This window comes from Reyranella sp. (assembly GCF_965279465.1).
In the GTDB taxonomy this organism is placed as follows: Bacteria; Pseudomonadota; Alphaproteobacteria; order Reyranellales; family Reyranellaceae; genus Reyranella.
On sequence record NZ_OZ257242.1, the window covers coordinates 399,574 to 426,508 of the forward strand.

At 65.9% G+C, this 26,935-nt stretch carries 32 protein-coding genes; 15 read left to right on the top strand and 17 right to left on the bottom strand.

The features are described from left to right. Positions 1-53 precede the first annotated feature (53 nt). From ACQY8M_RS01935 to ACQY8M_RS01945, 3 genes are read left to right on the top strand one after another with little or no spacing between them, the layout of a single operon-like run. Complete coding sequence (locus ACQY8M_RS01935; RefSeq protein ID WP_428668800.1) at positions 54-665, top strand: LemA family protein; 612 nt, start codon at positions 54-56, stop codon at positions 663-665. Next, positions 665-1,408, top strand: a complete 744-nt coding sequence (locus ACQY8M_RS01940) for a TPM domain-containing protein (RefSeq protein WP_428668801.1) — start codon at positions 665-667, stop codon at positions 1,406-1,408. The genes ACQY8M_RS01935 and ACQY8M_RS01940 overlap by 1 nt, the downstream gene beginning before the upstream one ends. Further along, positions 1,408-2,019 carry a TPM domain-containing protein gene (locus tag ACQY8M_RS01945; protein ID WP_428668802.1) on the top strand — a complete coding sequence of 204 codons (612 nt, stop codon included), beginning with the start codon at positions 1,408-1,410 and terminating at the stop codon, positions 2,017-2,019. The genes ACQY8M_RS01940 and ACQY8M_RS01945 overlap by 1 nt, the downstream gene beginning before the upstream one ends. Positions 2,020-2,054: 35 nt before the next feature. Here ACQY8M_RS01945 and ACQY8M_RS01950 read toward each other — a convergent pair whose 3' ends face one another. The 4 genes from ACQY8M_RS01950 to ACQY8M_RS01965 all read right to left on the bottom strand — a co-directional run bounded on the left by ACQY8M_RS01950 (position 2,055) and on the right by ACQY8M_RS01965 (position 5,839). Continuing rightward, entirely contained in the window at positions 2,055-3,083 is a 1,029-nt protein-coding gene (locus ACQY8M_RS01950) for an isopenicillin N synthase family dioxygenase (RefSeq protein WP_428668803.1), read from the bottom strand. Between the two features lie 32 nt (positions 3,084-3,115). Continuing rightward, complete coding sequence (locus ACQY8M_RS01955) at positions 3,116-3,865, bottom strand: ABC transporter permease (RefSeq protein WP_428668804.1); 750 nt, start codon at positions 3,863-3,865, stop codon at positions 3,116-3,118. Between the two features lie 8 nt (positions 3,866-3,873). After that, positions 3,874-4,629 (bottom strand): ABC transporter ATP-binding protein, encoded by a 756-nt coding sequence (locus ACQY8M_RS01960; RefSeq protein WP_428668805.1) that lies wholly within the window; start codon positions 4,627-4,629, stop codon positions 3,874-3,876. 190 nt (positions 4,630-4,819) lie between these two features. Beyond that, entirely contained in the window at positions 4,820-5,839 is a 1,020-nt protein-coding gene (locus tag ACQY8M_RS01965; protein WP_428668806.1) for an ABC transporter substrate-binding protein, read from the bottom strand. Between the two features lie 96 nt (positions 5,840-5,935). Here ACQY8M_RS01965 and ACQY8M_RS01970 point away from each other — a divergent pair, with 96 nt between their 5' ends. Both ACQY8M_RS01970 and ACQY8M_RS01975 read left to right on the top strand, forming a co-directional pair. After that, on the top strand, positions 5,936-6,208 hold the full coding sequence (locus ACQY8M_RS01970) for a hypothetical protein (RefSeq protein WP_428668807.1): 273 nt from the start codon (positions 5,936-5,938) through the stop codon (positions 6,206-6,208). A gap of 248 nt (positions 6,209-6,456) precedes the next feature. After that, on the top strand, positions 6,457-6,810 hold the full coding sequence (locus ACQY8M_RS01975; protein WP_428668808.1) for a hypothetical protein: 354 nt from the start codon (positions 6,457-6,459) through the stop codon (positions 6,808-6,810). A gap of 69 nt (positions 6,811-6,879) precedes the next feature. Here ACQY8M_RS01975 and ACQY8M_RS01980 read toward each other — a convergent pair whose 3' ends face one another. Next, complete coding sequence (locus tag ACQY8M_RS01980; RefSeq protein ID WP_428675289.1) at positions 6,880-7,791, bottom strand: phosphoribosylaminoimidazolesuccinocarboxamide synthase; 912 nt, start codon at positions 7,789-7,791, stop codon at positions 6,880-6,882. 52 nt (positions 7,792-7,843) lie between these two features. Then, complete coding sequence (locus ACQY8M_RS01985; RefSeq protein ID WP_428668809.1) at positions 7,844-8,236, bottom strand: carboxymuconolactone decarboxylase family protein; 393 nt, start codon at positions 8,234-8,236, stop codon at positions 7,844-7,846. A 130-nt stretch (positions 8,237-8,366) separates the two neighbouring features. Between ACQY8M_RS01985 and ACQY8M_RS01990 the strand changes: the two genes are divergently transcribed. After that, positions 8,367-8,588 (top strand): hypothetical protein, encoded by a 222-nt coding sequence (locus ACQY8M_RS01990; RefSeq protein WP_428668810.1) that lies wholly within the window; start codon positions 8,367-8,369, stop codon positions 8,586-8,588. Positions 8,589-8,682: 94 nt separating this feature from the next. Continuing rightward, positions 8,683-8,835 (top strand): hypothetical protein, encoded by a 153-nt coding sequence (locus tag ACQY8M_RS01995; protein ID WP_428668811.1) that lies wholly within the window; start codon positions 8,683-8,685, stop codon positions 8,833-8,835. A gap of 90 nt (positions 8,836-8,925) precedes the next feature. Here the strand turns inward: ACQY8M_RS01995 and ACQY8M_RS02000 are convergent, their stop codons facing one another. From ACQY8M_RS02000 to ACQY8M_RS02035, 8 genes are all read right to left on the bottom strand, one after another. Then, entirely contained in the window at positions 8,926-9,609 is a 684-nt protein-coding gene (locus ACQY8M_RS02000; protein WP_428668812.1) for a response regulator, read from the bottom strand. Further along, a complete protein-coding gene (locus ACQY8M_RS02005; RefSeq protein ID WP_428668813.1) occupies positions 9,606-12,302 on the bottom strand; it encodes a DUF4118 domain-containing protein in 2,697 nt (898 codons plus the stop codon). The genes ACQY8M_RS02000 and ACQY8M_RS02005 overlap by 4 nt, the downstream gene beginning before the upstream one ends. Positions 12,303-12,317: 15 nt before the next feature. Continuing rightward, positions 12,318-12,923 carry a K(+)-transporting ATPase subunit C gene (locus ACQY8M_RS02010; RefSeq protein ID WP_428668814.1) on the bottom strand — a complete coding sequence of 202 codons (606 nt, stop codon included), beginning with the start codon at positions 12,921-12,923 and terminating at the stop codon, positions 12,318-12,320. 10 nt (positions 12,924-12,933) lie between these two features. Then, entirely contained in the window at positions 12,934-14,982 is a 2,049-nt protein-coding gene (gene kdpB, locus ACQY8M_RS02015; protein ID WP_428675290.1) for a potassium-transporting ATPase subunit KdpB, read from the bottom strand. Between the two features lie 50 nt (positions 14,983-15,032). Continuing rightward, complete coding sequence (gene kdpA / locus ACQY8M_RS02020; protein ID WP_428668815.1) at positions 15,033-16,760, bottom strand: potassium-transporting ATPase subunit KdpA; 1,728 nt, start codon at positions 16,758-16,760, stop codon at positions 15,033-15,035. Positions 16,761-16,770: 10 nt separating this feature from the next. Further along, positions 16,771-16,860 (bottom strand): K(+)-transporting ATPase subunit F, encoded by a 90-nt coding sequence (gene kdpF, locus ACQY8M_RS02025; protein WP_428668816.1) that lies wholly within the window; start codon positions 16,858-16,860, stop codon positions 16,771-16,773. Between the two features lie 513 nt (positions 16,861-17,373). Continuing rightward, entirely contained in the window at positions 17,374-17,595 is a 222-nt protein-coding gene (locus ACQY8M_RS02030) for a hypothetical protein (RefSeq protein WP_428668817.1), read from the bottom strand. Positions 17,596-17,601: 6 nt separating this feature from the next. Beyond that, positions 17,602-17,868, bottom strand: a complete 267-nt coding sequence (locus ACQY8M_RS02035) for a hypothetical protein (RefSeq protein ID WP_428668818.1) — start codon at positions 17,866-17,868, stop codon at positions 17,602-17,604. Between the two features lie 438 nt (positions 17,869-18,306). Here ACQY8M_RS02035 and ACQY8M_RS02040 point away from each other — a divergent pair, with 438 nt between their 5' ends. The 4 genes from ACQY8M_RS02040 to ACQY8M_RS02055 all read left to right on the top strand — a co-directional run bounded on the left by ACQY8M_RS02040 (position 18,307) and on the right by ACQY8M_RS02055 (position 20,934). Beyond that, positions 18,307-19,107, top strand: coding sequence for a TorF family putative porin (locus tag ACQY8M_RS02040; protein ID WP_428668819.1), 801 nt, complete (start codon positions 18,307-18,309; stop codon positions 19,105-19,107). Between the two features lie 161 nt (positions 19,108-19,268). Next, a complete protein-coding gene (locus ACQY8M_RS02045; RefSeq protein ID WP_428668820.1) occupies positions 19,269-19,751 on the top strand; it encodes a hypothetical protein in 483 nt (160 codons plus the stop codon). Between the two features lie 11 nt (positions 19,752-19,762). Continuing rightward, positions 19,763-20,713 (top strand): 4-hydroxy-tetrahydrodipicolinate synthase, encoded by a 951-nt coding sequence (gene dapA / locus ACQY8M_RS02050; protein WP_428668821.1) that lies wholly within the window; start codon positions 19,763-19,765, stop codon positions 20,711-20,713. A gap of 14 nt (positions 20,714-20,727) precedes the next feature. Next, positions 20,728-20,934 (top strand): hypothetical protein, encoded by a 207-nt coding sequence (locus ACQY8M_RS02055; protein WP_428668822.1) that lies wholly within the window; start codon positions 20,728-20,730, stop codon positions 20,932-20,934. A gap of 130 nt (positions 20,935-21,064) precedes the next feature. On the opposite strand, the gene ACQY8M_RS02060 is transcribed toward ACQY8M_RS02055, so the two are convergent. After that, the gene (locus tag ACQY8M_RS02060) at positions 21,065-21,256 is read right to left on the bottom strand and encodes a hypothetical protein (protein ID WP_428668823.1); all 192 of its coding nucleotides are present in this window, start codon (positions 21,254-21,256) and stop codon (positions 21,065-21,067) included. 11 nt (positions 21,257-21,267) lie between these two features. On the opposite strand from ACQY8M_RS02060, the gene ACQY8M_RS02065 reads away from it, so the two are divergent. After that, entirely contained in the window at positions 21,268-21,456 is a 189-nt protein-coding gene (locus ACQY8M_RS02065) for a hypothetical protein (RefSeq protein ID WP_428668824.1), read from the top strand. 201 nt (positions 21,457-21,657) lie between these two features. Then, the gene (locus ACQY8M_RS02070) at positions 21,658-23,550 is read left to right on the top strand and encodes a potassium transporter Kup (protein ID WP_428668825.1); all 1,893 of its coding nucleotides are present in this window, start codon (positions 21,658-21,660) and stop codon (positions 23,548-23,550) included. Between the two features lie 23 nt (positions 23,551-23,573). Here ACQY8M_RS02070 and ACQY8M_RS02075 read toward each other — a convergent pair whose 3' ends face one another. Together ACQY8M_RS02075 and ACQY8M_RS02080 are read right to left on the bottom strand one after the other, a co-directional pair. Next, complete coding sequence (locus ACQY8M_RS02075) at positions 23,574-23,825, bottom strand: hypothetical protein (protein WP_428668826.1); 252 nt, start codon at positions 23,823-23,825, stop codon at positions 23,574-23,576. Then, the gene (locus tag ACQY8M_RS02080; protein ID WP_428668827.1) at positions 23,825-24,217 is read right to left on the bottom strand and encodes a hypothetical protein; all 393 of its coding nucleotides are present in this window, start codon (positions 24,215-24,217) and stop codon (positions 23,825-23,827) included. The genes ACQY8M_RS02075 and ACQY8M_RS02080 overlap by 1 nt, the downstream gene beginning before the upstream one ends. Before the next feature lie 195 nt (positions 24,218-24,412). On the opposite strand from ACQY8M_RS02080, the gene hemP reads away from it, so the two are divergent. After that, positions 24,413-24,589, top strand: a complete 177-nt coding sequence (hemP, locus tag ACQY8M_RS02085) for a hemin uptake protein HemP (RefSeq protein ID WP_428668828.1) — start codon at positions 24,413-24,415, stop codon at positions 24,587-24,589. A gap of 105 nt (positions 24,590-24,694) precedes the next feature. Beyond that, complete coding sequence (locus ACQY8M_RS02090) at positions 24,695-26,929, top strand: TonB-dependent hemoglobin/transferrin/lactoferrin family receptor (protein WP_428668829.1); 2,235 nt, start codon at positions 24,695-24,697, stop codon at positions 26,927-26,929. The last annotated feature ends 6 nt before the right edge of the window (positions 26,930-26,935 follow it).

A 26,935-nucleotide genomic window follows, 5' to 3' on the forward strand; every position in this document is an offset into this window, starting at 1 on the left:
GCCTTTGACGTTGGGAAACCAATCGGTTTCAATCGCGTTTCACTGGCTTGCCCATGGAGGCGTCCGTGTCCAAGTCCCTATCCCGCGTCGGTTCGTTCATTACTGCGCTTGTCCTCGTCCTGGCGCTTTCCTCCTGCGGCTACAACACCATCCCGACCCTGGAAGAGCAGGCCAAGGCGAAGTGGGCCGACGTCCAGAACAACTACCAGCGCCGCGCCGACCTCATCCCTAACCTCGTCGCCACCGTCCAGGGCTACGCCAAGCAGGAAAAGGACGTGCTGACCTCGGTGATCGAGGCGCGCGCCAAGGCGACCCAGGTCAGGATCGATGCCTCGCAGCTCTCCGACCCCGAGAAGCTCAAGCAGTTCCAGGACGCGCAGAACCAGCTCTCCGGCGCGCTTGGCCGCCTGCTGGTGGTGAGCGAGAACTATCCCGACCTCAAGTCGAACCAGAACTTCCTCGCCCTGCAATCCCAGCTCGAGGGCACCGAGAACCGCATCACCGTGGCGCGGCGCGACTACATCGAGGCGGTGCGGGTCTACAACACCGAGCTCAAGACCTTCCCCGGCGTGCTGTGGGCCTCGACCTTCTTCCGGTCGAACAAGCCGATGGCGGAATTCGCCGCGAACGACAACGCCCAGACGCCGCCGCAAGTGAAGTTCTGATGCCGCGCGTCGCTGCGGCCTTTCTGGTCCTCCTCTGCCTGGGCGTTGCCGCCCTCGCCGCCAATTTTCCGGCGCTCACGGGCCGGATCGTCGACCAGGCGAACGTCATTCCGGTCGAGACGCGCACCGCGCTCGAGCCGAAGCTGGCGGATCTCGAGGCCAAATCGGGCATCCAGCTCGTCGTCGCCACCGTGACCTCGCTCGAGGGCCAGGAGATCGAGCCCTACGCCAACGAGCTCTTCCGGACGTGGAAGCTGGGGGAAAAGACGAAGAACAACGGCGTCCTGCTGCTGGTCGCACCGAACGAACGGCGGGTGCGCATAGAGGTCGGCTACGGGCTGGAGGGAACCCTCACCGATGCGCTGTCCAAGGTCATCATCACGAACGCCATCACCCCGCGCTTCAAGGCCGGCGATTTCGGCGGCGGCATTGCGCGCGGCGTCGACGACATCATCACGGTGCTGACGACCGACTCGTCCGAATGGCAGCAGCGGCCCTCGCTGCGCCTGGACAGTCCAAGCGCCCCGCAGATTCCGACCTGGCTCTTCGTCGCCGGGCTGATTGCCGTGGTGGCACTGGCCATCGTCTCGCCCGGCTTTCGCTGGTTCCTGCTGGGCATGCTGATGAATTCCGGCGGCAGGTCCGGCGGCGGCTGGTCTTCCGGCAGCGGCAGGTCGTCAGGCGGGGGATTCTCCGGGGGTGGCGGCTCGTCGGGTGGCGGCGGCGCATCGGGGAGATGGTGATGAGCCTTTCGGCCCAGGAACGCGAACGCATTTCCGATGCAATCCGGGCGACGGAGGCCCGGACGTCGGGCGAGATCGTCTGCGTGCTGGCACGCACCTCGTCGGAGGATACGGCCCTGCCGATCTTCATCGCCGCCGTGCTGTCGCTCGTCCTGCCCTGGATCCTCGTGGCGTTCACCGCTCTTGCAGTGCGCGAGATCCTGCTCCTGCAGGCGGCGGCGTTCGTTGCGCTGGCGATGCTGCTTTGCCTGCCGCCCATCAGGGTCGCGCTGATGCCGCGCGCGGCCCGCCGCGCCGCCGCCTACCGCGCGGCCACCGACCAGTTCGTGGCCCGCGGCATCGCGCGCAAGAAGGATCGTGCCGGCATCCTGATCTTCGTTTCTCTGGCGGAGCGCTACGCCCGTATCATCGCCGACGAGGGCATCGCTGCCCGTGTGGCACAATCGGAATGGCAGGGCGCCATCGACGCCCTGATCGCGCATATGCGCGACGACAGGATCTCGGAGGGTTTCGTCGCAGCGATCGAACGGTGTGGCAATGTGCTGACGACACACTTTCCGGCAGTCGAGGCGAACCGCGACGAGCTGCCGGACCGCATCTACGTGATCTGAGAACGTTCCGCCCGGCCGAAGCCGGGGAGGAAAAATCAATCGACCGCCTTCTCGATCAGCTTGTCGTCGTTGGAGACGACGGCCTTGTCCTCGGCGCCCCACAGCTTGCGGGTGGCCTTGAAACGCGACATCAGGAAGTCGCCCGACATCACCGGCGGATACTTCGCGTCGGCGTCACTGACGCCGAGATCGCGCGGATCGACCATGGTGCGGAAGTTGGGATTGCAGAACAGCGGCATTGAGTAGCGCGACTTGTCCTGCAGGTGCACGACGCGATGGACCGTCGCCTTGAAGCGGCCGTTGGTCCAGCGCTTCATCAGCTCGCCGATGTTGATGACGTAGCTGCCGCGCAGCGGCGTCACGCCCATCCACTCCCCGTCCTTCCCCATCACCTCGAGCCCCCCGAGCATGTCCTGCCACAGGATGGTGACGATGCCGTGGTCGGTGTGCGGCCCCGACGCCTGATCGGAGATGTGCAGGCCCCTGGCGCCGAGATAGTGGTTGATCACCATGTCCGCGACCGGCTTGGTGAAGTGGCGGGTGAAGAAGTCCTCGGGCTTGCCGAGATAGATCGCGAAACCCTCCAGGATCTTCATGCCGAGCTTGTAGGTTTCGCCGTAGTAGGTCTCTACCGCCTCCCGGAAGCCCGGCGTGTCGGGCCAGTTGTTCGGAGCGTAAAGCGGCGTGCCCGCCTTCACCTCGGGATCGTCCTCCGTCACCGGGAAACCCAGATCGAAGCTGTCGCGGGCGCTCGCCTTGCCATTGGCATGGACCGTGTCGCCGACCTTGCGATAACCGCGGTTGTTGCGGTCGCACTCGACCTTGAGCTTCTCCTCTGTCGGAAGCGAGAAGAACCGGTCGACGGCGGCCAGCGCACGGTCGATCACGTCGGTCGAGACGTTGTGGTTAACGGCATAGAAGAAGCCGATATCGTCGCAGGCCGCGCCGATCTTCGCGGCCACCGCCTTCTTTGCGGCCGGATCGTCGCCGTAGAGGGCGCCGATATCGACCAGCGGGATGCCGGCCGGCATCGCCTGGGCCTGGGCCGAGAGTCCTGCTGCCATGGTCGCCTCCGTGCGGTTCGCGTCTCTAGGGGTTAGCGTCGCGGGTCGCCGGCCCGCCAATCGAGCCGCCGCCCCAGCCAATGAACGAAACTATATATCAGAAAAGACAACGCCGTCGCGAGCAGGGCCACGGCATAGACCTTGTCCCCACGGTAATTCTGCATGGCGTTATTGATCACATAGCCCAGCCCGGTCGAGGAGATCATCCATTCGGCCGCGATCGCCACGATGATCGACCCCGAGCCGGTAATCTCCTGCGCCGACACGATCGCCGGAATAGCGTAAGGCAGCCGGACCCGGCTGAAGGTCTGCCACCAGCTCGCATTCAGGATGCGCATCCGGTCGAGCTGCACCTCGTCGGCCGCGCGCAGTCCCTGCATGGTGTTGACCAGCACCGGGAAGAACCCGGCCAGGGCCACGATGGTGGTCTTGCTCAGGAGCGAATCGCCGAACGCCAGCATCAGCACCGAGATCAGGGCGATGTAGGGAACGTTGCGCAGGGTAATCGCCGCCGGCATCAGCATATGGCGCGTCGGCGGCAGCAGGTCGAACAGCACGGCCATGCCGATGCCGACGACGTTGGCCCACAGGAAGCCGATCGCCGCGACCTGCAGGGTCGCCAGCAGATGCTCGAAGATGAAGGCGCGGTCTACCCAAAGCACCTCGATGACGCGTTCCGGGCGCGGGATGACGAAGGCCGGCAGCCCCGAGAACCAGATCGCGAGGTACCAGAGCAGCAGCACCGACAGGATCGGCGTCGCCACGCGAACGATCCAGCTCATGCCCCAGGTCATGCCGCTTGCGGAGTCCGCTGCATCAGGAGTTGACGCACGTGGCCGGCGATCGTGACAAAGCGCGGGTCCTGTCGGAAGCCGGGCTCACGCGGGCGCGGCACAGGCACCGGCACGATCTCCATAACGCGGCCTGGCGCAGGCGAGAACACCAGCAGCCGGTCCGCCAGCATCACCGCCTCATCGATATGGTGGGTGACGAACAGCACGGTCTTGGGCCGGAGCGCCAGCTCGCGATCGAACCACTCGCCGATCTCCTCGCGCTTCATTTCGTCGAGCGCGGCGAACGGCTCGTCCATCAGCAGCACCGAGGGATCGTGCGCCATCGCCGAGGCGATGTTGACCCGCTGCAGCATGCCGCCCGAGAGCTGGCGGGCGCGCTTGTTTTCGTGACCTTCCAGCCCGAACTCGCGCAGCACCGTGGCGGGATCGAAGCCGATTTTGCCGGCGATCTTTTGGGTGAAGCGGACATCGTCGATCGCCCGCTTCCACGGCAGCACCGCCGGGCGCTGCGAGACCAGCCCGAGGAGCCGCTTGCGCCGCGCCTCGGCCGCCGTGTCCGCGCCTATCCGCACCTCGCCGCTCGACGGCTCGACGAGATCGGCGACGATGCGCAGCAGCGTGGTCTTGCCGCAACCCGACGGCCCGACCAGCGCGATGAACTCGCCCGCCGCGATCTCGAGATCCACCTGCTGCAGCGCCCAGGTCTCGCCGAAGCGGCGCGAGACGCCGCGGACTGAAATCGGCGAGGCCATCAGAGCTTCGCTCGAACAGCGATTTCCTTCCCTCCCCCGCTTCGCGGGCGAGGTGGCGCGGTAATCCGCGACGGAGGGGGAGAGCAACGAAGATCGTGCGTCACGCCCCCTCCGTCGGCGTGAGACGCCGACACCTCCCCCGCAAGCGGGCGAGGGAAGCGTAAGGAGAGGCTGGCAGCATCTGTTTCGTCTACTTCTTCGTGAAGTACTCGTTGGTCATGACTTCCGCGACCGGGATGGTCTTCGGAATCTGCTCTCCATCCTTCAGGAAGCCGATCATCTCCGACCACACTTCGGGGTCCATGGTGAGCGGGCCGTTCTTCTTCGAATAATCGCTCTGGAACAGCGGGTTTTGCAGCTTGAAGCGCCAGGCGAGCTTCTTGGCGTCCTCGACCTGGCCTGGGAACTTGGTGAGGATTTCCACCGATTCGTCGGGATGGTCGATGACGTATTGCATGCCCTTCTGGACCGCGCGCAGGTAGCGCTTTACCAGATCGGGATTCTTCTTCAGCGTGTCGCCCGACGTGAAGATCACGTCGGTGTAGGTGCGTACGCCCCATTCGCTGAGCCGCACGGCGCGCCACGCCTTGCCCTTCACGGTCGGCGGCGCGTCTGGCTTGGCAGCTTCCTGCTCGATGGCATAGGTCTGATTCACGATCCAGCCCAGGAAGAAATCCATCTTGCCGGCCATCAGCGGCTCGACCGTCGCCTGCGCCGTCACCACCTTTACCTTCGAGGCATCGATGCCGCTCTTCCTGGCGAAGGCGTTGAACAGGAACTCGGTTCCGACCTGCGTGCCGACGGTCTTGCCTTCCATGTCCTTGGGCTTGGCCGGCGGCGCGTCGGGCGCGGTGATGGTGAGATAGGAGGTCGGCGCCTGCTGGAACAACGTACCGACCGCCACGACATCGACCGGATCCTTGGCGAGCCGCGCCGTCACCACCGTCATGCCGTTGGTCGCCAGCCCGAACTGCGCCTGGCCGACGGCGACGATGGGGATCGGATTCTTGCCCGGACCGCCGTCGACGATCTTGTGGTCTATGCCCTCTTCTTTGAAGAAGCCCTTGGCCTCGGCCATCATGATCGGCGCGTATTCGCCGTTGCGCAGCCAGCCGAGCTGAGTGACCGCCGTCATCGGCTGCCCCGCAGCCTCGAATGCGAAAAGGCCGGTGGCGACGAGCGCAAGGCTCAAACGATTGACGGCTCCCATGACGTTTCCTTCCCGTTTCAAAACACCGTGATTGCCGGCCAATCTACTACTGTACGCGGTGCAATTGTCATGCCGCCGGCGTAGGTTTCGGGCTCCATGAGAATTGCGCCGTGGCTGCTGCTTGGATGTCCTTTGCTGGCGCCGACCGATGTTCGCGCGCAGCCCGGCGAGCTTGCCTACTGCACGACGCTGTACGACCTCGCCGTAAAGTATCGCGGCCGGCAGATCAATGGCGAGAGCAAGCCCGATCCCGACATGATCGTGGCAATAGAACAGTGCAAGCGCGGCAACAGCGCGGCCGGGATCGCGACGCTCGAAAGTAGGCTGCGCAGTGCCGACATCACCGTGCCACCGCGGCCGAGGCAGTGACGCCGCTGTCCGATTGGGAGATGATGCGCCTCATCCGACACCTGCTCTGCTCGTTGCAACAAACATCATCCTGCCCCTGTCCGCCTTCGCTCGGAGCGAGGACGCCGCTTGCTGCGCGCAGCTCGTCAGGCATGTCGGCAAGCGAATCAACGACCGCCGCGACCATGGCGACACGGCGGCGGGCATTCCGATTCTGGAAACGAAGCTGCGGGACGCCAGGTTCAGGCTGCCACCACGAGAGGACGACGATGAAGCGATACTTGGTCCTCGCGCTAGTTGCGGCGCTTCCAGTCGGCCTGGCAGCCTGCAGCGGCAAGCCAACGGACACAGGCACCCCGCCGGTCGCGGCTGTTCCCGCCAGCGCGCCGGCTGCGGCACCTCCCGCCGGCGCAACGGCGCAGAGCGACGACAAGGCTTACTGCGACAAGCTGGGCGCCCTCGCCTTGCGCTTCGTTCGCTCAGCCGGCGGAGACGGCGGCTCGGCTCCCGACCTCAACGTGCTCGGAGCGATCACCGATTGCAACAGAGGCCGCTACGACAGAGCCATCCCCTTCCTGGAGCGGCGCCTGCGCGGTGTGGGCGTCACCCTCCCGCCGCGCTGATCGTCATTCGACCGCGCGCATCCTGCGCGCTCAGGAACACGAGCGCGTAGGATGCGCGTGGTCCAATGACTACACAGAGAGGGCGTCGCCCGTCAGGCGCCGGTACGCTTCGAGGTAGCGCTTGCTCGTCGCCTCCACGACGTCGGGCGGCAGCGTCGGCGGCGGCGCGTCGCCGTTCCAGCGGCCCGCGTGGCGCTCGACATCGAGCCAGTCGCGCAGCGGCTGCTTGTCGAAGCTGGGCTGCGGCTTGCCGGGTTGATAGCCGTCGGCCGGCCAGAAGCGCGAGCTGTCGGGAGTCATCACCTCGTCGATCAGGATGATCTCGCCGTCCTTGGCGCGCCCGAACTCGAACTTGGTGTCGGCGATGATGATGCCGTGCGCCGCGGCGACGTCGCGGCCCTTGCCGTAGACGAGCCGGGTCAGGCGCTCCAGCTCCGCCGTCACCTCGGCACCCAGGATCTCGCGCATACGCCCGACGGTGATGTTCTCGTCATGGCCGCTCTCGGCCTTGGTCGCCGGGCTGAAGATCGGCATGTCGAGCCGCACGCTTTCGCTCAGGCCGTCCGGCATCGGCTCGCCGGCCAGCGTCCTGCTCGCAGCATACTCGCGCCATGCCGAGCCCGAGAGATAGCCGCGGATCACGCATTCGATCGGGAACACCGTGCCGCGCCTGCACAGCATGGCGCGTCCGACGATCGCCTCGCGATGATCCTTCAGCGCTGGCACCGCGGCGATGATCCCGTCGGCGTCGGCCGAGATCATGTGGTGCTTCACCAGGCCGCCGAGCTGGCGGAACCACCAGGCGCTGACCTGCGTCAGCACCGCGCCCTTCATCGGGATCGGCTCGGCCATGACCACGTCGTAGGCGCTGACCCGGTCGGTCGCGACCAGCAGCAGCCGGTCGTCCTCCACCTCGTACACGTCCCGCACCTTGCCGCGGGCGATCCGCCGCAACGGCAGATCGCTGACTGTCATGAGCATCACTCGACTTGTCTCCCCACGTCGGCCCGGGCGACGCCGCCCAGGGTGACGATCACTTCTCGCTGTTCATCTCGTGGAACACTTCCTTCGCCGTCAGCAGCGCCTCGCGCACCGACGGCACGCCGATATAGCCGCCAAGATGAAGCAGCGCCTCCGTCAATTCATCCTCCGTCCAGCCCTGGTTGCGCGCCATGCGCAGATGGATCACCAGCTCCGGCCAACGCGCCTGGGCAGTGTCGGAGATGACGCAGATCAGCGTCCTGGTCTTGAGGTCGAGGCCCGGCCGCGACCACAGCATGCCGAACACGGCTTCACGCGCGTAGTCGCCGAACTTCTTCATGATCGGATCGTCGTAGACCGTCGCATTCATCTTCGCGGCGTACTTCTCGCCCATCAGCTTGCTGCGGATCTCGGTGCCCTTCTTGTAGTTCTCGCTCTCTGCCATCTTTTCCTCCGTGGTGGAGGCCGGAGCGTAGCGGCTTCCCTATGGCGTGCCTATGCCGGTGAGCCTTCCACCCTCTCGAAATCCTACGGCCTCGGCGCCTACGTGATCGGCCCGACAAGGAGGCCGATCGATGATGCAAGCGACTTTGGCGGCGCAGGCCGCGATCCTCGCTTTCGCGCTTCTGCTGAGCGAACCGGCATCGGTCGCCAAGGAAAGCCAGCGCGCTCCGCAGCTCTTGGACGGGCCCCGCGTGCCTGCTGAGCCGGCCAAGCTGCGTTGCCGCCTCTACTTCGGCTGCGTTCGTGGTTCAAAAGGAGGCTTCGATGGAAGCGGTACCTCCATCCATCTATGAGGCCGTGGACCGCATCAAACGCGCGTGTCGTTCTGTCACGTCGCGCGTCGCGTGATGCTCGCCCCCGCGCTCCGTCCTGGCGATGGCGGCCTAGATGCATAGCGCCCGTCAAGCACGCGCCATCGCGACCATGCTGCTCGGTGTCGCCATCGCTGTCGCGACCGTCATCGCCGGCCGAATCCTGATCTTCGAGTATTTCCACGGCAGTGCCGCGACGGTCCGAGACCTGATGCACCGGCTATTCTAGACTACGTTCCGTCATGTTCATTGGACCGAGAGATTCCAGCTCGCTTATGAGCATGAGCGCCCAGGAGGCGCGCGGTCCAAAAGAGGATATCTATACCAGCCGATAGCCAATGCCGGGCTCGGTGAGCACGTGCCGAGGTGTGGAAGGCTCCGCTTCGATCTTCTGGCGCAGCTGGCGGACATAGACACGCAGATACTGCGGATCGACCGACTCATCGCGCCAGACCTCACGCAGCAGGTGCTTGTGGGTCAGCACCTTGCCGGCGTGGATCACGAGCTGCTCGAGGATGTCGTATTCCTTGGGCGAGAGCTTCACGTCGTCGGTCCCGCGCTTCACCAGGCGGCGCACCAGGTCGACGCTGAGATCGTCGCTGGTGAAGGTGCGGTCCGCCCCCTGCTGCTGCAACCGGTGGCGAAGTGCAGCGCGGATGCGCGCCATCAGCTCGTCGGCACCGAACGGCTTGGTGACGTAGTCGTCGGCGCCGGCATCGAGCGCCGCGACCTTGGCCGCCTCGTCGCCGCGGCTCGACAGGACGACGATCGGCACCGGCCCCGCGTCGCGAATCCTTGCGATCAGCGTCAATCCGTCGACATCGGGCAGGCCGAGGTCGAGCAGCACGAGGTCGGGCCGGTGATGGCGCAGCGCCGTCAGCGCCTCGGCACCGGTCGACGCCTCGATCGTGCGATAATCCTGCGCGCCGAGTGTCATGCGCAGCAGGCGGCGGATCGGCGGTTCGTCCTCGACGATCAGGATGACGGCAGCGTCTCCGGTCATGTCGGGTAACTGACCACGAATTCGGCTCCGCTGCGATCCCGGCGATTGCGCGCGGCGATGGTCCCGCCCTGGACCTCGACGAAGCCCCTGGCGATGGCGAGCCCCAGTCCTGTGCCCGCCCGGCGGCGGTCGCCGTCGTCGGCGCGATAGAACTTGTCGAACAGCCGGTCGAGCGCGGCAGGATCGATGCCCGGGCCGTCGTCGCGCACCACGATCTCGACCCGCCCCCCTTTCATTCCACCATCGGCGCGGCGACCTTCGACTTCGATGCGGCCACCCGACGCCGAGTATTTCGCGGCATTGTCGAGGATGTTGAACAGCGCCTGCTCGGCCAGCACGAAGTCGAGCGACAGGGTCGGCAGGTCGGGTGCCAAGGTCGGGACGACGACCCGATCCTTCAGGACGGGCGCGGCGCGGCGCAACGTGGTCGAGATCAGGTCGCCGACCTCGACCGGCTCGCGCTTGGGCACGATCACGCCGGCATCGAGCCGCGTCATGTCGAGCAGGTTGCCGACGAAGCGGTCGAGCCGCTCGGCCTCGCTGAGTGCGGTGCCCAGCAGCTCCTCGCGCGTGATGTCGTCGTAGCGGTCGCGATAGCTCCGGAGGCTCGACAGGGCGCCGATGATCGACGCGAGCGGCGTGCGCAGGTCGTGCGACACCGAGGTCAACATGGACGAGCGCAGCCGCTCGCGCTCGGCGCCGAGCCGCGCCTGGTCGATGTCGGCGGCGAGCGCCACCCGCTCGATCGCCACGGCGGTCTGATTGCCCACCGCCTCGAGCAGGCGGCGGGCGGATGAGGAGATTTCGCCCGCCTCGCCCGTGGAGAGCACCCCGATCACGCCGATCGACGAGCGGCTGGTGCGGATCGGCATGAACAGCCAGCGCCCGCCGGGCAAGGTGTCGGTGCCGCGCCCGGTCGGACGCTCGGCGTCCCACGACCAGCGCGCGGCGGCGAGGTCAGCCTCGCTGAAATCGCTGTCGGGCGGGAAAGCGGCACGCAGCACCAGCTTGCCGGTCTCCGACGGGCTCTTCTCCGGCATCAAGATAGCGATCTCCGCGCTCATCAGCCGAGCAAGATGGGTCACCACGATCCAGAGCAGGTCGTCGAGGTCTATCACGCCCGCGATCTTGCGGCTGAAGGCATAGAGCTCGGCGGTGGTGCGCGCCTCGCGCCGGGCGGCCTCGGTCTGGGCGCGGGTGCGCGTGCCCAGCGCGCTCGCGACGACCGCCACGAACATGAGGAAGAACAGCGCCACGATGTTTGCCGGATCGGCGATGGTGAATTGGTAGAGCGGCGGAAGGAAGAAGAAATTGAAGCTGAGGACCGACAGGCCGGAGACCCACAGCGAGGGAACCAACCCGTGGCGCGCAGCGGCGACCATGACGGGCACGACGTAGACCAGCGAGATATTGGGCAGCGGGTCGATATAGGCGTTGACCGCAACACCCGCCGCTGTCGCGCCGGCAGTGGTCAGGACGCCCTCGAAGTAGGGGCCGATGGTGCGCGGCGCGCCGAGCAGCCAGTCTATTGGACTGGACGGCTCAGCCTTGTCGCCGGACGGCGCCACTTCCACGGCCAGGCCCGATCCGCTGCGCACGAGATCGTCGACCACCGAGCCGTGCCGCAGCTCGAACCAGCGCGAGCGGCGGGACTTGCCTACCACCACGCGCGTGGCATTGCGCGAGCGGGCAAAGGCCAGCACTTCCTCTACGACCGAGCGTCCGGGGACGCGCACCACCTCGGCGCCGAGCTGCTCGGCCAGCCGCAGCGCCTCGGCGAGCCGCGCCTGCTCGGTCTCTGTCAGCAGGGCATGACGGGCGGTTTCGACGTAGAGTGCAATCAGCTCGGCGTCGAGACCGTCGGCCGTGCGCTTGGCGGCGCGCACCGTGTTGGCCGCATCCGGCCCCGGATCGACGCACACCACCACGCGCTCGCCCGCACCCCACGGCCCGGTGATGGCATGCTCGCGCATATAGCTCAGCATCTGGTCGTCGACGCGCTCGGCGGTGCGCCGAAGCGCCAGCTCGCGCAGCGCCGTCAGGTTGCCAGGAGAGAAATAGTGCTTCAGCGCGCGCTGGGCATGCTCGTGGACATAGACCTTGCCCTCACCCAGCCGGGCGATCAGGTCCGCCGGCGTCAGGTCCACCAGCTCGACCTCGTCGGCAGCGTCGACCACCGAATCGGGCACCGTCTCGCGCACGCGGATGCGGGTGATGCGGGCCACCACGTCGTTCAGGCTCTCGACATGCTGGACGTTCATGGTCGAATAGACGTCGATGCCGGCCGCCAGCAGGTCCTGGACATCGAGATAGCGCTTGGGATGATGGCTGCCCGGCGCGTTGCTGTGGGCGAGCTCGTCGACCAGCACGAGCGCGGGCCGCCGCGCCAGGATGGCGTCGAGGTCCATCTCCTCGAGCACGCGGCCCTTGTAGTCGACCCGACGGCGCGGGACGACTTCGAGCCCGGCGAGCTGGGCCTCGGTCTCGGCGCGGCCGTGCGTCTCGACCACGCCGACGACGACGTCGACGCCCTCGGCCTTACGGCGACGGGCGGCGACCAGCATGCCGTAGGTCTTGCCGACACCGGGGGCGGCGCCGAAGAAGATCTTGAACTTGCCGCGCGCTTCGCGCTGCGCCGCCTTCAGCAAGGCGTCGGGCGACGGGCGCGTGTCGTCAGGAACCCCGGCGGCCATGAGGGCCTGAATCTGTCACTGCTTGGCCAGAGCGTCGAGCGCCATGTTGAGCGCCAGCACGCGAACTGTCGGCTCGCCGATCACGCCGAGGAAGCGCCCTTTCGTGTGCTGGGCGACCAGCTCGCGCACCCGCGCTTCCGGCAGGCCGCGTTCCTTGGCAACGCGCGGCACCTGGAACAGGGCCGCGGCCGGCGAGATGTCCGGATCGAGTCCGCTGGCCGACGTGGTGACGAGGTCGATCGGCACAGGAGCGTTGGGGTTCTCCTCCTTGAGGGTCTTCACGTCCTCCTGCACGCGCTCGATCAGCGACTTGGCCGTCGGACCGGCATTGCTGCCCGCCGAATTGGCGGCGTTGTAGGGCGCCGAGACGCTCTTGGACGGATCCTTCGGATCGGGGCCGGTAGTGGCCGACGGACGGCCGTGGAAATAGCCCGGCCCGGTGAAGTTCTGTCCGATCAGCTCGGATCCGATCACCTTGCCGTCCTTCTCGATCAGGCTGCCGTTGGCCTGGTGGGGAAAGACCGCCTGGGCGATGCCCGTCATGGCGAGCGGATAGACGAGGCCCGTCAAGACGGTCAGGAGCACCATCATCACGATGGCAGGGCGAAGCTCTTTCAACATGGCTGTGTCCTCACGCGAGGCCGATGGCGGTGATCGCCACGTCGATCAGCTTGATGCCGACGAATGGCACGATCACGCCGCCCAGGCCGTAGATCAGAAGGTTGCGAATCAAAGCCTGCGACGCGCCCACGGGACGGTACTGCACGCCACGCAGGGCGAGCGGGATCAGGGCGACGATCACCAGCGCATTGAAGATGATTGCCGACAGGATGGCGCTCTGCGGCGTATGCAATTGCATGACGTTCAGCGCCTGAAGTTGCGGATAGAAGGCGAGAAACATCGCCGGGATGATGGCGAAGTACTTCGCAACGTCGTTGGCGATCGAGAAGGTGGTCAGCGCACCGCGGGTCATCAGCAGCTGCTTGCCGATCTCGACGATTTCGATGAGCTTGGCCGGGTCGCTGTCGAGGTCGACCATGTTGCCCGCCTCGCGTGCGGCCATGGTGCCGGTATTCATCGCCACGCCGACATCGGCCTGGGCGAGGGCCGGTGCATCGTTGGTGCCGTCGCCGCACATCGCCACCAGCTTGCCCTGGGCCTGCTCGTCGCGGATCAGCTTGAGCTTGGCTTCGGGCGTCGCCTGGGCGAGGAAATCGTCCACGCCCGCTTCGGCGGCAATGGCTGCGGCGGTCAGCGGATTGTCACCGGTGATCATCACCGTGCGGATGCCCATCCTGCGCAGGGTCGCAAAGCGTTCGCGAATGCCTCCCTTGACGATGTCCTTGAGGTGGATGACGCCCAGCAGCCGTCCATCCTTCGAGACGGCGAGCGGCGTGCCGCCAGCCTTGGCGATCTTGTCGGAGAGAGCGACGACTTCGCGCTCGACGGCCTGCGACACGTCGCCGGCCCGCGCCTTGACGTCGGCGATCACCGCATCGACCGCGCCCTTGCGGATCGACGCGCCGTCGACATCGATGCCGCTCAGCCGCGTATGCGCCGAGAAGGCGATGAACCTGGCATGCAGCGGCGCCATCTCCCGGCCGCGGATATTGTACTTCTCCTTGGCCAGCACGACGATCGAGCGGCCTTCCGGCGTCTCGTCCGACAGTGAGGCGAGCTGGGCCGCATCGGCCAGGTCGCGTTCGCCGACGCCGTGGACCGGCATGAACTCGGTCGCCTGCCGGTTGCCGAGGGTGATGGTGCCGGTCTTGTCGAGCAGCAGAGTATCGACGTCGCCGGCTGCCTCGACGGCGCGGCCGGACATGGCGAGCACGTTGAAGCGGACCAGCCGGTCCATGCCGGCGATGCCGATGGCGGAGAGAAGAGCGCCGATCGTCGTCGGGATCAGCGTTACGAACAACGCCACGAGGACCAGCACGCTCATCGTGCCGCCGGCATAGGCGGCGAAGCTCGGGATGGTGGCCACCGAAAAGACGAAGATGATCGTCATGCCCGCCAGCAGGATGTTGAGCGCGATTTCGTTCGGCGTCTTCTGCCGTTCCGCGCCTTCGACGAGCGCGATCATGCGGTCGAGAAAGGTCGAGCCCGGCTCGGCTGTAATGCGGACCTTGATCCAGTCCGAGATCACCTGCGTTCCGCCGGTCACCGCCGAGCGATCACCTCCGCTCTCGCGGATCACCGGCGCAGACTCGCCGGTGATGGCAGCTTCGTTGACCGAGGCGACGCCCTCGATCGCCTCGCCGTCGGACGGAATGAGGTCCCCCGCCTCGACCAGGACGACGTCGCCCTTCTTGAGCCTGGTCGCCGGCACTTCGGTCCACTTTGTCCCAGTGGGATCGGCGAGCCGCTTGGCGACGGTTTCGGTCCGCGCCTTGCGCAGGGTTGCGGCCTGGGCCTTGCCGCGCCCTTCGGCGACGGCCTCGGCGAAGTTCGCGAACAGCACCGTGAACCAGAGCCAGAGGTTGATCTGGAAGGAGAAGCCCAGCCCACCCTGGCCGGTGACGAGGTCACGGACGAACAGGACCGTGGTCAACGTGGCCACGACCTCGACCGTGAACATCACGGGGTTCCTGATCATCACCCGGGGATCGAGCTTCTTCAGGGCGTCGATGACCGCGGGACCGAGGATCTTCGGGTCGGTCAAGGTCGTGACCGGCATCCGCTTCCGCATGGGGGCGGTGAGTTCCATAGACATGATGGTCCCTCAACTCAGAAGAGATTTCCGGCATTCATCGCCAGGTGCTCGACCAGGGGGCCGAGCGCGAGCGCCGGGAAGAAGGTCAGTCCGCCGACGATCAGGATCACGCCGACCACCAGCCCGACGAACAGCGGGCCGTGCGTCGGGAAGGTGCCGGCCGATGCCGGCACGATCTTCTTGGCAGCGAGTGAGCCCGCGATCGCCACCATCGGCACGATCATCAGGAAGCGGCCAATGAACATCGCGAAGCCGATCGTCGCATTGTAGAAGAGCGTATTGGCGCTGATGCCCGCGAAGGCGCTGCCGTTGTTGCCGGTGCCCGAGGTGTAGGCATAGAGGATCTCGCTGAAGCCATGCGGCCCCTGGTTGGCAGGGCCGGCAAGGCCGGCATCGAGCACGGTGGCGAGCGCGGTGAAGCCCAGGATCGACAGCGGCAGGATCAGGATGGCGAGCATCGCCATCTTCACTTCCTTGGCCTCGATCTTCTTGCCGAGATATTCGGGCGTGCGGCCGACCATCAGTCCGGCGACGAACACCGCGACGATGGCGAACAGCAGCATGCCGTAGAGGCCGGCACCGACGCCGCCGACGATGATCTCGCCGAGCTGGATGTTGAACATCGGCACCAGGCCGCCGAGCGGCGTGTAGCTGTCGTGCATCGAATTGACCGCGCCGCAGGAGGCATCGGTGGTCACCGTGGCGAACAGCGCCGAGTTGGCGATGCCGAAGCGGGTTTCCTTGCCCTCCATGTTGCCGCCGGCCTGGAGCGACGACGGGGCAGCATCGATGCCGAGCTTGGCGAACGCCGGGTTTCCGGCCGCTTCCGCCCAGTAGGCGACGAGGACGCCACCCAGGAACAGCACGCCCATTACGGCAAGCACCGCCCACCCCTGCCGCTGGTCACCGACCATGCGGCCGAACACATTGGTCAAGGATGCGCCGATCGAGAAGATCAGCACCATCTGGATGAAGTTGGTGAGCGCGTTCGGGTTCTCGAACGGGTGGGCCGAGTTGGCGTTGAAGAAGCCGCCGCCGTTGGTGCCCAGCATCTTGATGACTTCCTGCGAAGCCACCGGACCCTGGGCGATCGCCTGCTTGGCCCCCTCGAGCGTCGTCGCCTCGGTGTAGGCGCCGAGGTTCTGCGGCATGCCCTGCCAGACGAAGAACAGGCCGACGACGATGCAAATCGGCAGCAGGATGTAGAGCGTGCAGCGGGTGAGATCGACCCAGAAGTTGCCGATGCCCGCGGCCGAGCGCCGGGCGAAGCCGCGAACGAGCGCGACGGCGAGCGCAATGCCGGTGGCAGCGGAGACGAAGTTGTGGACCGTGAGCCCCGCCATCTGGACGAGATAGCTCATGGTCGTTTCGGGCACGTACGACTGCCAGTTGGTGTTGGTGGTGAAGCTCATCGCGGTGTTGAAGGCGAGGCTCTCTTCGACCGCCGACTGGCCTGCGGGATTGAACGGCAACACGGCCTGAAAGCGCATCAGCGCATAGAGGCTGGCGAAGCCCACCAGGCTGAACAGCAGCATCGACACCGCATAGGTCACCCAGTTCTGGTCGCCGCGCTCATCGATGCCGCCGAGGCGATAGAAGCCGCGCTCGACCGGCCCGAGCACGGGCGACAGCAAGGTGCGGTCGCCCGCGAAGACGCGCGTCATGTAGCCGCCGAACGGCTTCACGAGCGCGACAATGACCACGCAAAACAGCGCGATCTGGAACCAGCCGTTGAAGGTCATGGACGTCCCCTTAGAAGCGTTCTGGCCGCAGCAGCGCGTAGACCAGGTAGGCGAGGAGGCCGAGCGTCACCGCCCCGCCGAGCACATATTCGATCAGCATGGTGTGCTCCTCACAGCCGGTCGCAGGCGTAGGTGTAGGCGAGGGCGAGCACGAAGCAGCCGCAGCCGGCTGCAATCAGGATGACATCGAGCATCTAGCGACTCCGCGATGGGGGACTGAAGCACTCCTTGGGAGCAATTCACGAGACACCCACGAATGAAAATCAATCTGAGGTTGGTTTCCTCGAGCGCCGTTGATCCAGATCAACTGCACTCGCAATTCCGGTTATTCGATTCCGCAGGCTCTCAAGACGAAGGTGATGGCGAATGCGATCGACAGCATCACGGCCAAGACCGTACCGATTTCAGAGACAACGCTCTCGACCGTTGGATAAGCAGTCGTTGGCTCGGCCGGAGCAGTCCTGGAGCCTGCGGGATCTGACCTCGCCCGTAAAAGAGGAAGAAGATTGTTCATGACCGCTCTCTTTCGCACTCATCAAACTGGGCGCGAACCCCATAGAAATTCGATGGGGGACGATCCCTCCGGCCATAGGAACTTCATAGGAATGGCGCATCACCGCGCCGGGCCGATCGGCTTCAGCATGTAGAAGTTGCCGCTCACGATCTCGACGACCGTCTCGGCGCCCCTGCCATCGCGGCGAACGAAGGCCAGGGCTTCGTCGAGATCGCCGAACGCATGCACGAGCGAGGCGTGCGGACGCGCCACGTGCCATTCCCGCTCGACCATGGTGATCCGATACGGCGGATTCCTCTGCCGCGCAGGAATCGGGTTCATACTGCTTCATTCCCCAAAGAACGGGGCGGCAAGAGCGACGGTGAGCCACATAATCGCGAGGTCCAGACAAGACAGCCGCCGCGGGTCGCGATAGCTGGCAAGAGCCGCCGCACCCTCGACCAAGCCGAGCGAGCCCAGCGCCCGCAACGCGCCCGTCGTGACAGCGTGGGCGACGCTCTGGACCGCGGCGAACACGATCGCCATGCCGCGTACCGCGGAAGCCGGATCAGGGGTTTCGCGGGCGAGGATCACCGTGAAGGCGATCGTGACCACGGAAATGCCGGCTGCCCGTAGATTCGCGCGACGAATTGGCCGCTCCGCCCAGCGCTTCAGGCCGAAGGCGAGCGACCGGGCCTTGGCTGGAGACAAGGTCCGCACCGTCCGTCACAGCCTGCTGCTCAAATGATCGTATACGAGCAACATGCAGCAGGCCCCAAGGGCGACGATCATAATCAACAGCTCGAACATGAACCGCTCCTTCGCTCGATATGAACGCTTGCGGCCATAGGAATGCGAGCCGTCACGAGGCGGCTCACCATAGGAAATCCATAGGACTTGATTCGGAGGGCGAGCCACTGCCCGTCCTATGCGGTTCCTATGATGCAACGCCGCCAACCGCATGGAATTTCAATGCCGCCGCACGGTACGCCGACGACGCGCACTGCACGAAGGGCCGTGTCGAAATGCGTGGTGACGGTAGGGATAACAAAAATGCTCAGAAAGATAGCGGCGGCCTGTCTCGGCGCATTCGTCCTTTGTGCGGCGACGGCGGCGAATGCCGATGACGAGAAGCCGGTGTGGCGCGGCCCGTTCGGTGGCACCTTCTCCGCCGGCGCCACTTTCGCGACCGACTACTCCTATCGCGGCATCTCCCAGACCCAGCGCCAGGTCGCCTTCCAGCCGTTCCTGACCTACGAGACACCGTCGGTCGCCAGCGACACCGCCTCGATTTCCGGCTATGTCGGCGCCTGGGCCAGCAACGTCTACTTCCCCGGCACCAGCACCGCCGCCGAGATCGACATCATCGCCGGCGTCCGCGCCAAGGCGATGAGCGAGAAGCTCACCTTCGACCTAGGCTACATCCGCTACAACTATCCGGGCTCCGACGCCAACCTGCAGTACGGCTTCAACGAGATCGGCCTCGTGGTCGGCTACGACTTCGGACCGGTCGTGCTCAGCGGTGCGGTCCGCTACAGCCCCAACTTCTTCGCCAATTCCGGAAACGCCTGGTACAAGTGGGCGCAGGCCGTCGTGCCGCTGCCCTTCATCAACATCAACGAGAATGTCTCGTTCAAGCTGTTCGGCACGATCGGCAACCAGTCCGTCGAGCGCTATGTCAACTACGGCATTCCCGGCGACAACTACTGGGACTGGCAGCTCGGCGCCACCGCCACCGTCTGGGGCGTCGACCTGACCGTCGCCTATACCGACACCAACATCGACGTCGCCGGCTGCCTCAACACCCAGAATTGCCAAGGCCGCGTCATCTTCTCGATCAGCAAGACGTTCTGAACTTCCCTGCTGATCGATGCTGGGGCCGTTCGGCAAACCATGCCGCACGGCCCTTTCTTCGTCCGCTTCTATATGACCAGGCTATATCGGCAGGCCCATAGGCGTCTCGAACGACTATGCGGCAATACCCACAATGGTGGCTCTCAAGGAGTGAAACCACCATGCCCGTTCTGTCCGAAGTCGTTGCAGAGAGCGAACCTCCGTCTCCTGCCGTGCTCGCCGATACACGCCGCGCCGCGCTCGTCGAGCGCGTCTGGGCCGTCGCCCATCTGCCGCCGTCGGCGCACGTCGCCATCATCGGGCGTCACACCCTTCCCCTCGTCCTCGAATTCCTGCGCCGCGGTTGCAGCGCCGTGCGCAGCCTGCGTCCCGGCGCGCCGGCGCCCGATTGCGAATCGGCCAGTCTCGTCTGGATCGTCGACGTCGCCGATGACGAGCTTGACGAAGCCCTGCGCGCCGCGCGCTCGCGCGCCGGCCACACCGGGCGGGTGATCGTCGAAGGCGCGTCCAGCCTGTCGCGGATACGCGACCTGTCGCGCATTCGCGACCGCGCCGTCGCCCACGGTCTCGACGTCGTATCGTTCGACCACAACGCCTCGCGCCTGGTGCTGGCGACCGTGCAGCGCCCTGCCCTTGCCGCCTGAAGGAGAGTTCCATGAGCATTCGAGTGACCGGTCTGCGCGGCGTCGGCGCCGCGCTGCCCACGCCTTACCGCTTCGGTCGCGTCGACTTCGATGCGTTCGAAGGGCTTTGCCATCGCCTGATCGAGCGCGGCATCGACACGCTGGTGCCCTGCGGCACGACCGGCGAAGCGGCCCTGCTCACCATGGCGGAGCAGCGCAATCTGATCGAGAGGGCGGTCGCGGCGTCGCGCGGCCGCGTGCCGGTGATCGCCGGTGCCGGCAGCAACAATACGGCGACCGCCGTCGAGCTCGCTGTCTCGGCAGAGGCAGGCGGTGCGTCGGCGCTGCTCTGCATCACGCCCGCCTATCTCAAACCGACGCAGGCCGGTGTGATTGCGCATTTCAATACGATCCACGCGGCGGTGCGCATTCCGATGATCCTTTACGACGTGCCGTCGCGCACTGCATGTCCACTGAGCGACCTGTCGGTGAAGCGCCTCGCGCAGTTGCCGCGCGTGATCGGCCTGAAGGATGCCACGGCCGACGTGCCACGCGTCCGCCGGTTGCGCCGCCGTCTCGGACGCGAGTTCCTGCTGTTGTCGGGCGACGACGCGACCCAGTCGGCGTTCCGCAAGGCCGGCGGCGATGGCTGCATCTCCGTCACCGCCAATGTGGTGCCGGCGCTCTGCGCGGCCCTGCACCGCGCCCACGACCGCAGGCACGAGGACGAGATCGAACGGCTCGACCGCATCCTGCGGCCACTGCATGCCGCGCTGTTCGTCGAACCCAACCCGATCCCGCTCAAGCGGGCACTGCATCGCTTGAAGCTGATCCAGGACGGCCTGCGCCTGCCGCTGACGCCGCTATCGCCGACGGCTGACCGCCATCTCGCAGCAGTGCTGGAGCGGATCCTGCCCGCCGAGCAGATCGAGGCCGCACGCTTCGCGGCGGCCCACCCGCTGGTTGCGCCGCGCGCGGCCTGATGGAGAGACGTGCCATGAGCATCACCCTTAATCTTGCTCCCCGGAAGGCTTCCGGCCAACTGTCTCGGACGGCCGTGAAGGTTGCCACGACCGCGCTGGCGGTCGGGGGACTTGGCGTCGCGGTCCTGCTGGTCGCGTTCGTGCGGACCTTCGGCTTCGAATACTTCCACGGCGATCACGCCGCACTGGCAGGGCTCGGTCGACTGCTTCTCGGAAACTGAGGCGCCAGGCGGTCACAAACACACCCCTTCTCATGCTCTTTGCTGGGACCGCGCCACTCCGTGGCGCTCATAATCATGAGATGTGCGCCAAGGAGTGGCGCGGTCCCAACGATGAGGCGATCCGGCAATTTCAAGTAGAATCCGCTTCAGAGCGGGCTACGCTCAGTCGCGCGCTATCCCTGCGATCAGCAGCCAGGTCATCGCCATATCGAAAGGCGGAAATCCGCCGCGGATCGCGCATGGCGTTCATCGGCTCCTGCGCTTTGGCGATGCCGGCGCGCCGCATGCCGCGCAGCGCGATGAAGTGCATCGTTGCCAGCATCGAAGATCGGGTTGATCGAGCTCCTGAACCTCAGCATCAACGAGGCGCTCGCGCGCACCCTGATGACTGCAAGCACGGTGTTCGTGGCAGTGCTGGCGCTGTTTGCCGGCCCGGTCCTCCACAGCGTCTCGGTCGCCATGCTCTGGGGTCTTCGCCGGCCCCTATTCCTCGATCTGGAGCGCCGGCGCGGGCTCGTCTAGCTGAAGCTTCGCGCCCGGAACGGTCCGCCCCCGTCCGAGTCGTCGAGACGCGGTGACCGTATAGGAATTCCATAGGAATTTTGGGAAGACGGTGCCGCCATTTGAATTTCATAGGAATCGGGGTTGACCGGGGCCGGACCGGGCGCAATACCCGCGCGCCGTGCCATCGTCCGGCACGATGAATGAGGGCGTCCCCGTTTCATGGCCGTCGAGGCTCTACCGAACCAGGCTGGCCGAAGTCGCACTGCGAAACTCACCTTGGCAGCCCTCGGCGTGGTGTTCGGCGATATCGGCACCAGCCCCCTCTACACGGTGAAGGAGTGCTTCAGCGAATTCACCGGGTTGAAGCCGGTGCCCGAGGATGTGCTCGGCATCCTGTCGTTGATCACCTGGGCGCTGATCGTGATCGTCACGCTGAAGTACGTGCTGGTCGTGATGCGCGCCGACAACCGCGGCGAAGGCGGTGTGCTGGCGCTGATGGCGCTGGTCTCGCGCCGCGCCGAGATCGGGCCGCGCCGGCGCAACTTCTACCTGATGCTCGGCATGGCGGGCGCCGCGCTATTCTACGGCGACTGCCTGCTGACGCCGGCGATCTCGGTGCTGAGCGCGGTCGAGGGACTGAACGTCGCCACCCCCGCCTTCGAGCCGCTGATCGTGCCGCTGGCGCTCGGCGTCATCATCGGCCTGTTCGCCGTCCAGCATCGCGGGACCGCCACGGTCGGCCGCTGGTTCGGGCCGGTGACGCTGGTCTGGTTCGCGGTGCTGCTGGTGCTCGGCCTGCACCAGATCGTGCAGAGCCCGCAGATCCTGCAGGCACTGTCACCACACCACGCGATCGTGTTCTTCACCCACCACGGCGTCATCGCCTTCGTGGCCCTCGGCGCCGTGACACTTGCCGTCACCGGCGCGGAGGCGCTGTACGCCGACATGGGCCACTTTGGCGCCAAGCCCATCCGCATGGCCTGGCTCTGCATCGTGCTGCCCGCGCTGCTCGCCAACTACTACGGCCAAGGCGCGCTGCTGCTCGCCGATCCCAGCGCGCTCGAGAACCCGTTCTTCCGCCTTGCCCCGTCCTGGATGCTCTATCCGCTGGTCGGACTGGCGACGGTGGCTACCGTCATCGCCTCGCAGGCGACGATCTCCGGCGCCTTCTCGATGGCGCAGCAGGCAGCGCTGCTCGGCCTCAGCCCTCGAGTGAAGATCCTGCATACCTCGGCCAGCGAGTTCGGCCAGATCTATGTGCCCGCCATCAACTGGCTGCAGCTCGCCGGCGTCGTGGCGCTCGTGCTGGCCTTCAAGTCATCGACCAATCTCGCCGCCGCCTACGGCATCGCGGTCACGGGCACCATGCTGGTGACGACAATGCTGGTCTTCGTGATGGCGGTGCGCGCCTGGCAATGGCGGTGGCCGGTTGCGATCGTCGTGCTGGGCGGCTTCCTCGCGGTCGATATCACCCTCCTGTCGGCCAACATGGTGAAGTTCCTGCAGGGCGGCTGGGTGCCGCTCGTGCTGGCGCTGCTGATCTTCACAGCGATGTGGACCTGGCTGCAGGGGCGCAGGGCCGTGGCGGCGCGCGAGAACGAAGGGGCGCTGCCGATGGAAACCCTGCTGAACAGCATCAACCCGAGCCGCGTCCACCGTCCGCAGGGCACCGCCGTCTATCTCACCGCCTTCTCCGGCAACGCGCCGAACTGCCTGTTGCACAACCTCAAGCATAACGAAGTGCTGCACGAGCAGGTCGTGCTGCTCACCGTGCGGGTGCCCGACGAGCCGTATGTTCCGCCCAATGCCCGCGCGCAGGTCACCCATCTCGGCAAGGGCGTGCATCACGTCGTGTTGCAGTACGGCTTCATGGAGCAGCCTGACGTGCCGCGCGACCTGCTGCCGCTTGCCGACCGCGGCGTACCGGTCGACCCGATGCGCACCTCCTACTTCGTCGGCCGCAACAGCTTTGTCGAGGCCGAGCGGCCGCTACTGCCGCGCTGGCAGGAGAAGCTGTTCCTGGTGCTGGCGCGTGTCGCCTCCAACGCCGGCGACTTCTTTGGCCTGCCGGCCAACCGGGTGGTCGAGCTGGGGAGTCGTATCGAAATCTAAGCCGCTCGATGCGATGATGCGTCTCAAGCGTCGAAGCCCGACAGCGGCAGTGCGCTGCTCGACGGCGGCCGGTGGCCCTGGCCGAGGAAATCGCCGAGGCGCGAGAAGATTCGGCCAGCCTCGACACAGCCGACGTCATGTGCAACCGCCTCAGCGGCGATATTGAGCAACGCGTTGCCAGCGAGGTCGCGACAGCTATCCGGCAATTGCTCGACGGCGTCGGTCAGCAACTCCATGGCCCGCTTGAGATCGGCCAGACGATCGGGCTCGCGCATCAGTTCAACCTCGCACCGGCTTCGCCGGGAGCCGGCGACAGGCGCAGGCCCGCCTGGCCGAGCGCAACAGCGAACGCCTTCAGCCGAATGCCGGCGACCCGCGACGCCGTCGGCACCATCAAGACGTCGAGCGACGCCATCAGAGGCCGCTCGTGATCGCTTTGTGCAAGGCCGCACAGGGCGACCAGGGTCGCTTCGTCGCGGCTGACATGCGAGCAGGTCGGCAGGTGGATCTGGATGGCACGCCGCGCGCCGAACAGGAAGGCGTCCATGGCGATGGCGAAGTCCGGCAAAACTTCGATGAGGCCAGCCGCCTTGAAGCCGCAATGAAGCGTCGAACCCTCGGTCGGCAGTGTCCGATCCTGCTGCCACTGACGCATCGCCCAGAGCACGAAGCGCTCGCTGATGGGCAGGGAACACGCGCAGCCGGGACGACCACAGCCCAGTCTCGGCTGAGTCGAAAGAGCGCTAAGTCTCTGTTCTGACGAGCTTTCCATGACCTCACCGAATGTTGGTCGTTCTTGACAGTCGGCCCATATTATGCGATTGAGAGTCAATCGCAACTCACAAAAGGGGAGAGAGGCGAAATGAATCTCCAGCCGCGCGTCGTGCGGGCTGCCGAGCCGGAACCGTCGGGAAGCAGTCCCCTCGTGGTCGACAGCGTCACGCTGATGGGGGGACGCCGCGAGTTGATCATCCGGCACGGCGAGGACACCTACCGTCTTCGCGTCACGGCATCGAACAAACTGATCCTCACGAAATAGCAAATCTCCGGGGAGCCGACTCTCCGGGTCAATCTGCCGAGCCAGCCGGTCCGTCATCGGCCCCACTGCCAGCCAAGCTTCCTCTTCGATTTTGGGGTCCTGGCTATGACGACGCGCTTTCTTGTCCTGTCTCTTCTGGCAACAACCGCCCTCGGCAGCACGCTCGCCCTGCCGACCATGGCCCAGGTCCCGCCAGCGATCACCGATACGCTGCTGCCCGTTCCACCCCAGCCGCAACCGACGCAGCTCGACGCCGTGACCACGGCGGCGACGCGCACGAAGCGGCCGATCGACGAGGTGACGAGCACCGTCTCGATCATCACCAACGAAGACATCGATCGTGACAACATGCAGGACATGCGCGACCTGGTGCGCAACGAGCCGGGCGTCTCGGTCGGCACCCAGAACGCGCGCGGCGGCTTCACCAACTTCGTGATCCGCGGCATTGGCGGCAATCGCGTGGTCGTCATGTCCGATGGCGTGCGCGTACCGGACTACCCCGGCAGCAATGCCGGCTCTCCTACCGGCTACACCCGCGACTTCGTCGATCTCGAGTCGGTGAAGCAGGTCGAGATCGTGCGCGGTCCCGCCTCGGCGCTGTACGGCTCCGATGCGCTGGGCGGCGTCGTCGCCTATACCACCAAGGACCCGATCGACTTCCTCGTTCCCGGCGGCAAGAACTATTACGCCAGCATCAAGGGCGCCTACAGCGGCTACGACAACAGCTTCGCCGAAACCTTCACCGGCGCCTATCGCGCGGGCAATGTCGAGGTCCTCGGCCTGTACACGCGCCGCGACGGTGGCGCGATGCAGCCGGCCTTCTCCGATCTCGCCACAAATCCCACGACCTGGGGCGAGAACAATTTCCTCGGCAAGCTGGTGTTCCGGCCGACCGAGAACGACACGATCCGCCTCGTCGGCGAATACTACCAGAACACCCAGAACACCGAGGTCCTGTCCAACGTCGGCAATTTCCCCTCGCTGTTCGCCAAGGTCTACGACGAGTGGGGCCGGGACACCACCCAGCGCTCGCGCATCAGCGCCCAGTGGGTGCACGACGCCCCGGTCGGCTTTATCGATCGAATCGACTTCCTCGCCTATTTCACGCAGCTCATCCAGCAGCAGGACACCATGACGCTGCGCGGCGCCGCCAACAGCGTCATTCCCAGCAACTACCGCTTCGCGTCCTACTGGTTCACCCAGAACATCTACGGCTCCGAGCTGCAGCTCAACACCAACGCCAAGATCCTCAACCTGTCGAACTACTTCACGTACGGCTTGTCCTTCATGTACACCACGACCAGCAGGCCGCGGAATCGCACGCAAGTCTCGCTGAGCACCGGCATCGGCACCCAGACGTCGGGCGGCGAGACCTTCCCCAACAAGAACTTCCCCGACACCAACACGGTGCAGGTCGGCGCGTACGTCCAGGACGAGATCAATGCCGGCCGCCTGACCGCCACGCCGGCGGTGCGCGTCGACTATTACGGCCTCACACCCAATCCGGACGCCGATTTCTGGCGATCGAGCGGCGCCGTGGAGCTGCTGCCCACCGCCAGCAACTACTGGTCGGCGTCGCCGAAGCTCGGCCTGCTCTATCGCTTCACCGACGACTACTCGGGCTTCTTCCAGTATGCGCGCGGCTTCCGCGCGCCGCCCTACGACAACGCCAACTTCGCCTTCAACAACGTCGCCTCGTTCTACCAGATCCTGCCCAATGCGAACCTCAAGCCCGAGACCAGCGACGGCTTCGAGATCGGCGTACGCGGCAAGTACAAGGAAGGCTCGAGCTGGCAGCTCGCGGCCTTCTACAACCTCTACAACAACTTCATCGACGTGGTGCAGGTCGGCACGATCGGCCCCGTCATCCAGTACCAGTACATCAACCTCAGCAACGTCACGATCTGGGGCTTCGAGGCGCGCGGCGAGCTGCGCATCCGGCCCGAGTGGGCCGTGCTTGGTTACTTCGCCTACGCCCACGGCTACGATACCCAGACCGGCCTGCCGGTCGATTCGGTCGACCCGTGGAAGGCGTCGGCGCGGCTGCGCTACGGCTACCAGCAGGGCTTCGGCGCGCAGATCATCGGCACGCTGGTCGGCACCCACGACCAGGTCAGCAACCCGACCTACTTCCAGGCGCCGGGCTATTTCACCCTCGACGCGACCGTCGGCTACAACTTCAACGACCGCGTGAAGATCAACGCCGGCGCCTACAACATCACCAACACCAAGTACTGGAACTCCCAGGACGTGATCGGCGTGGCATCGACCAGCAACCAGCTCGACCGCTATGCCCAGCCCGGCCGCTACTTCGGCGCCAACCTGACGATGAAATGGTAGTCCCGG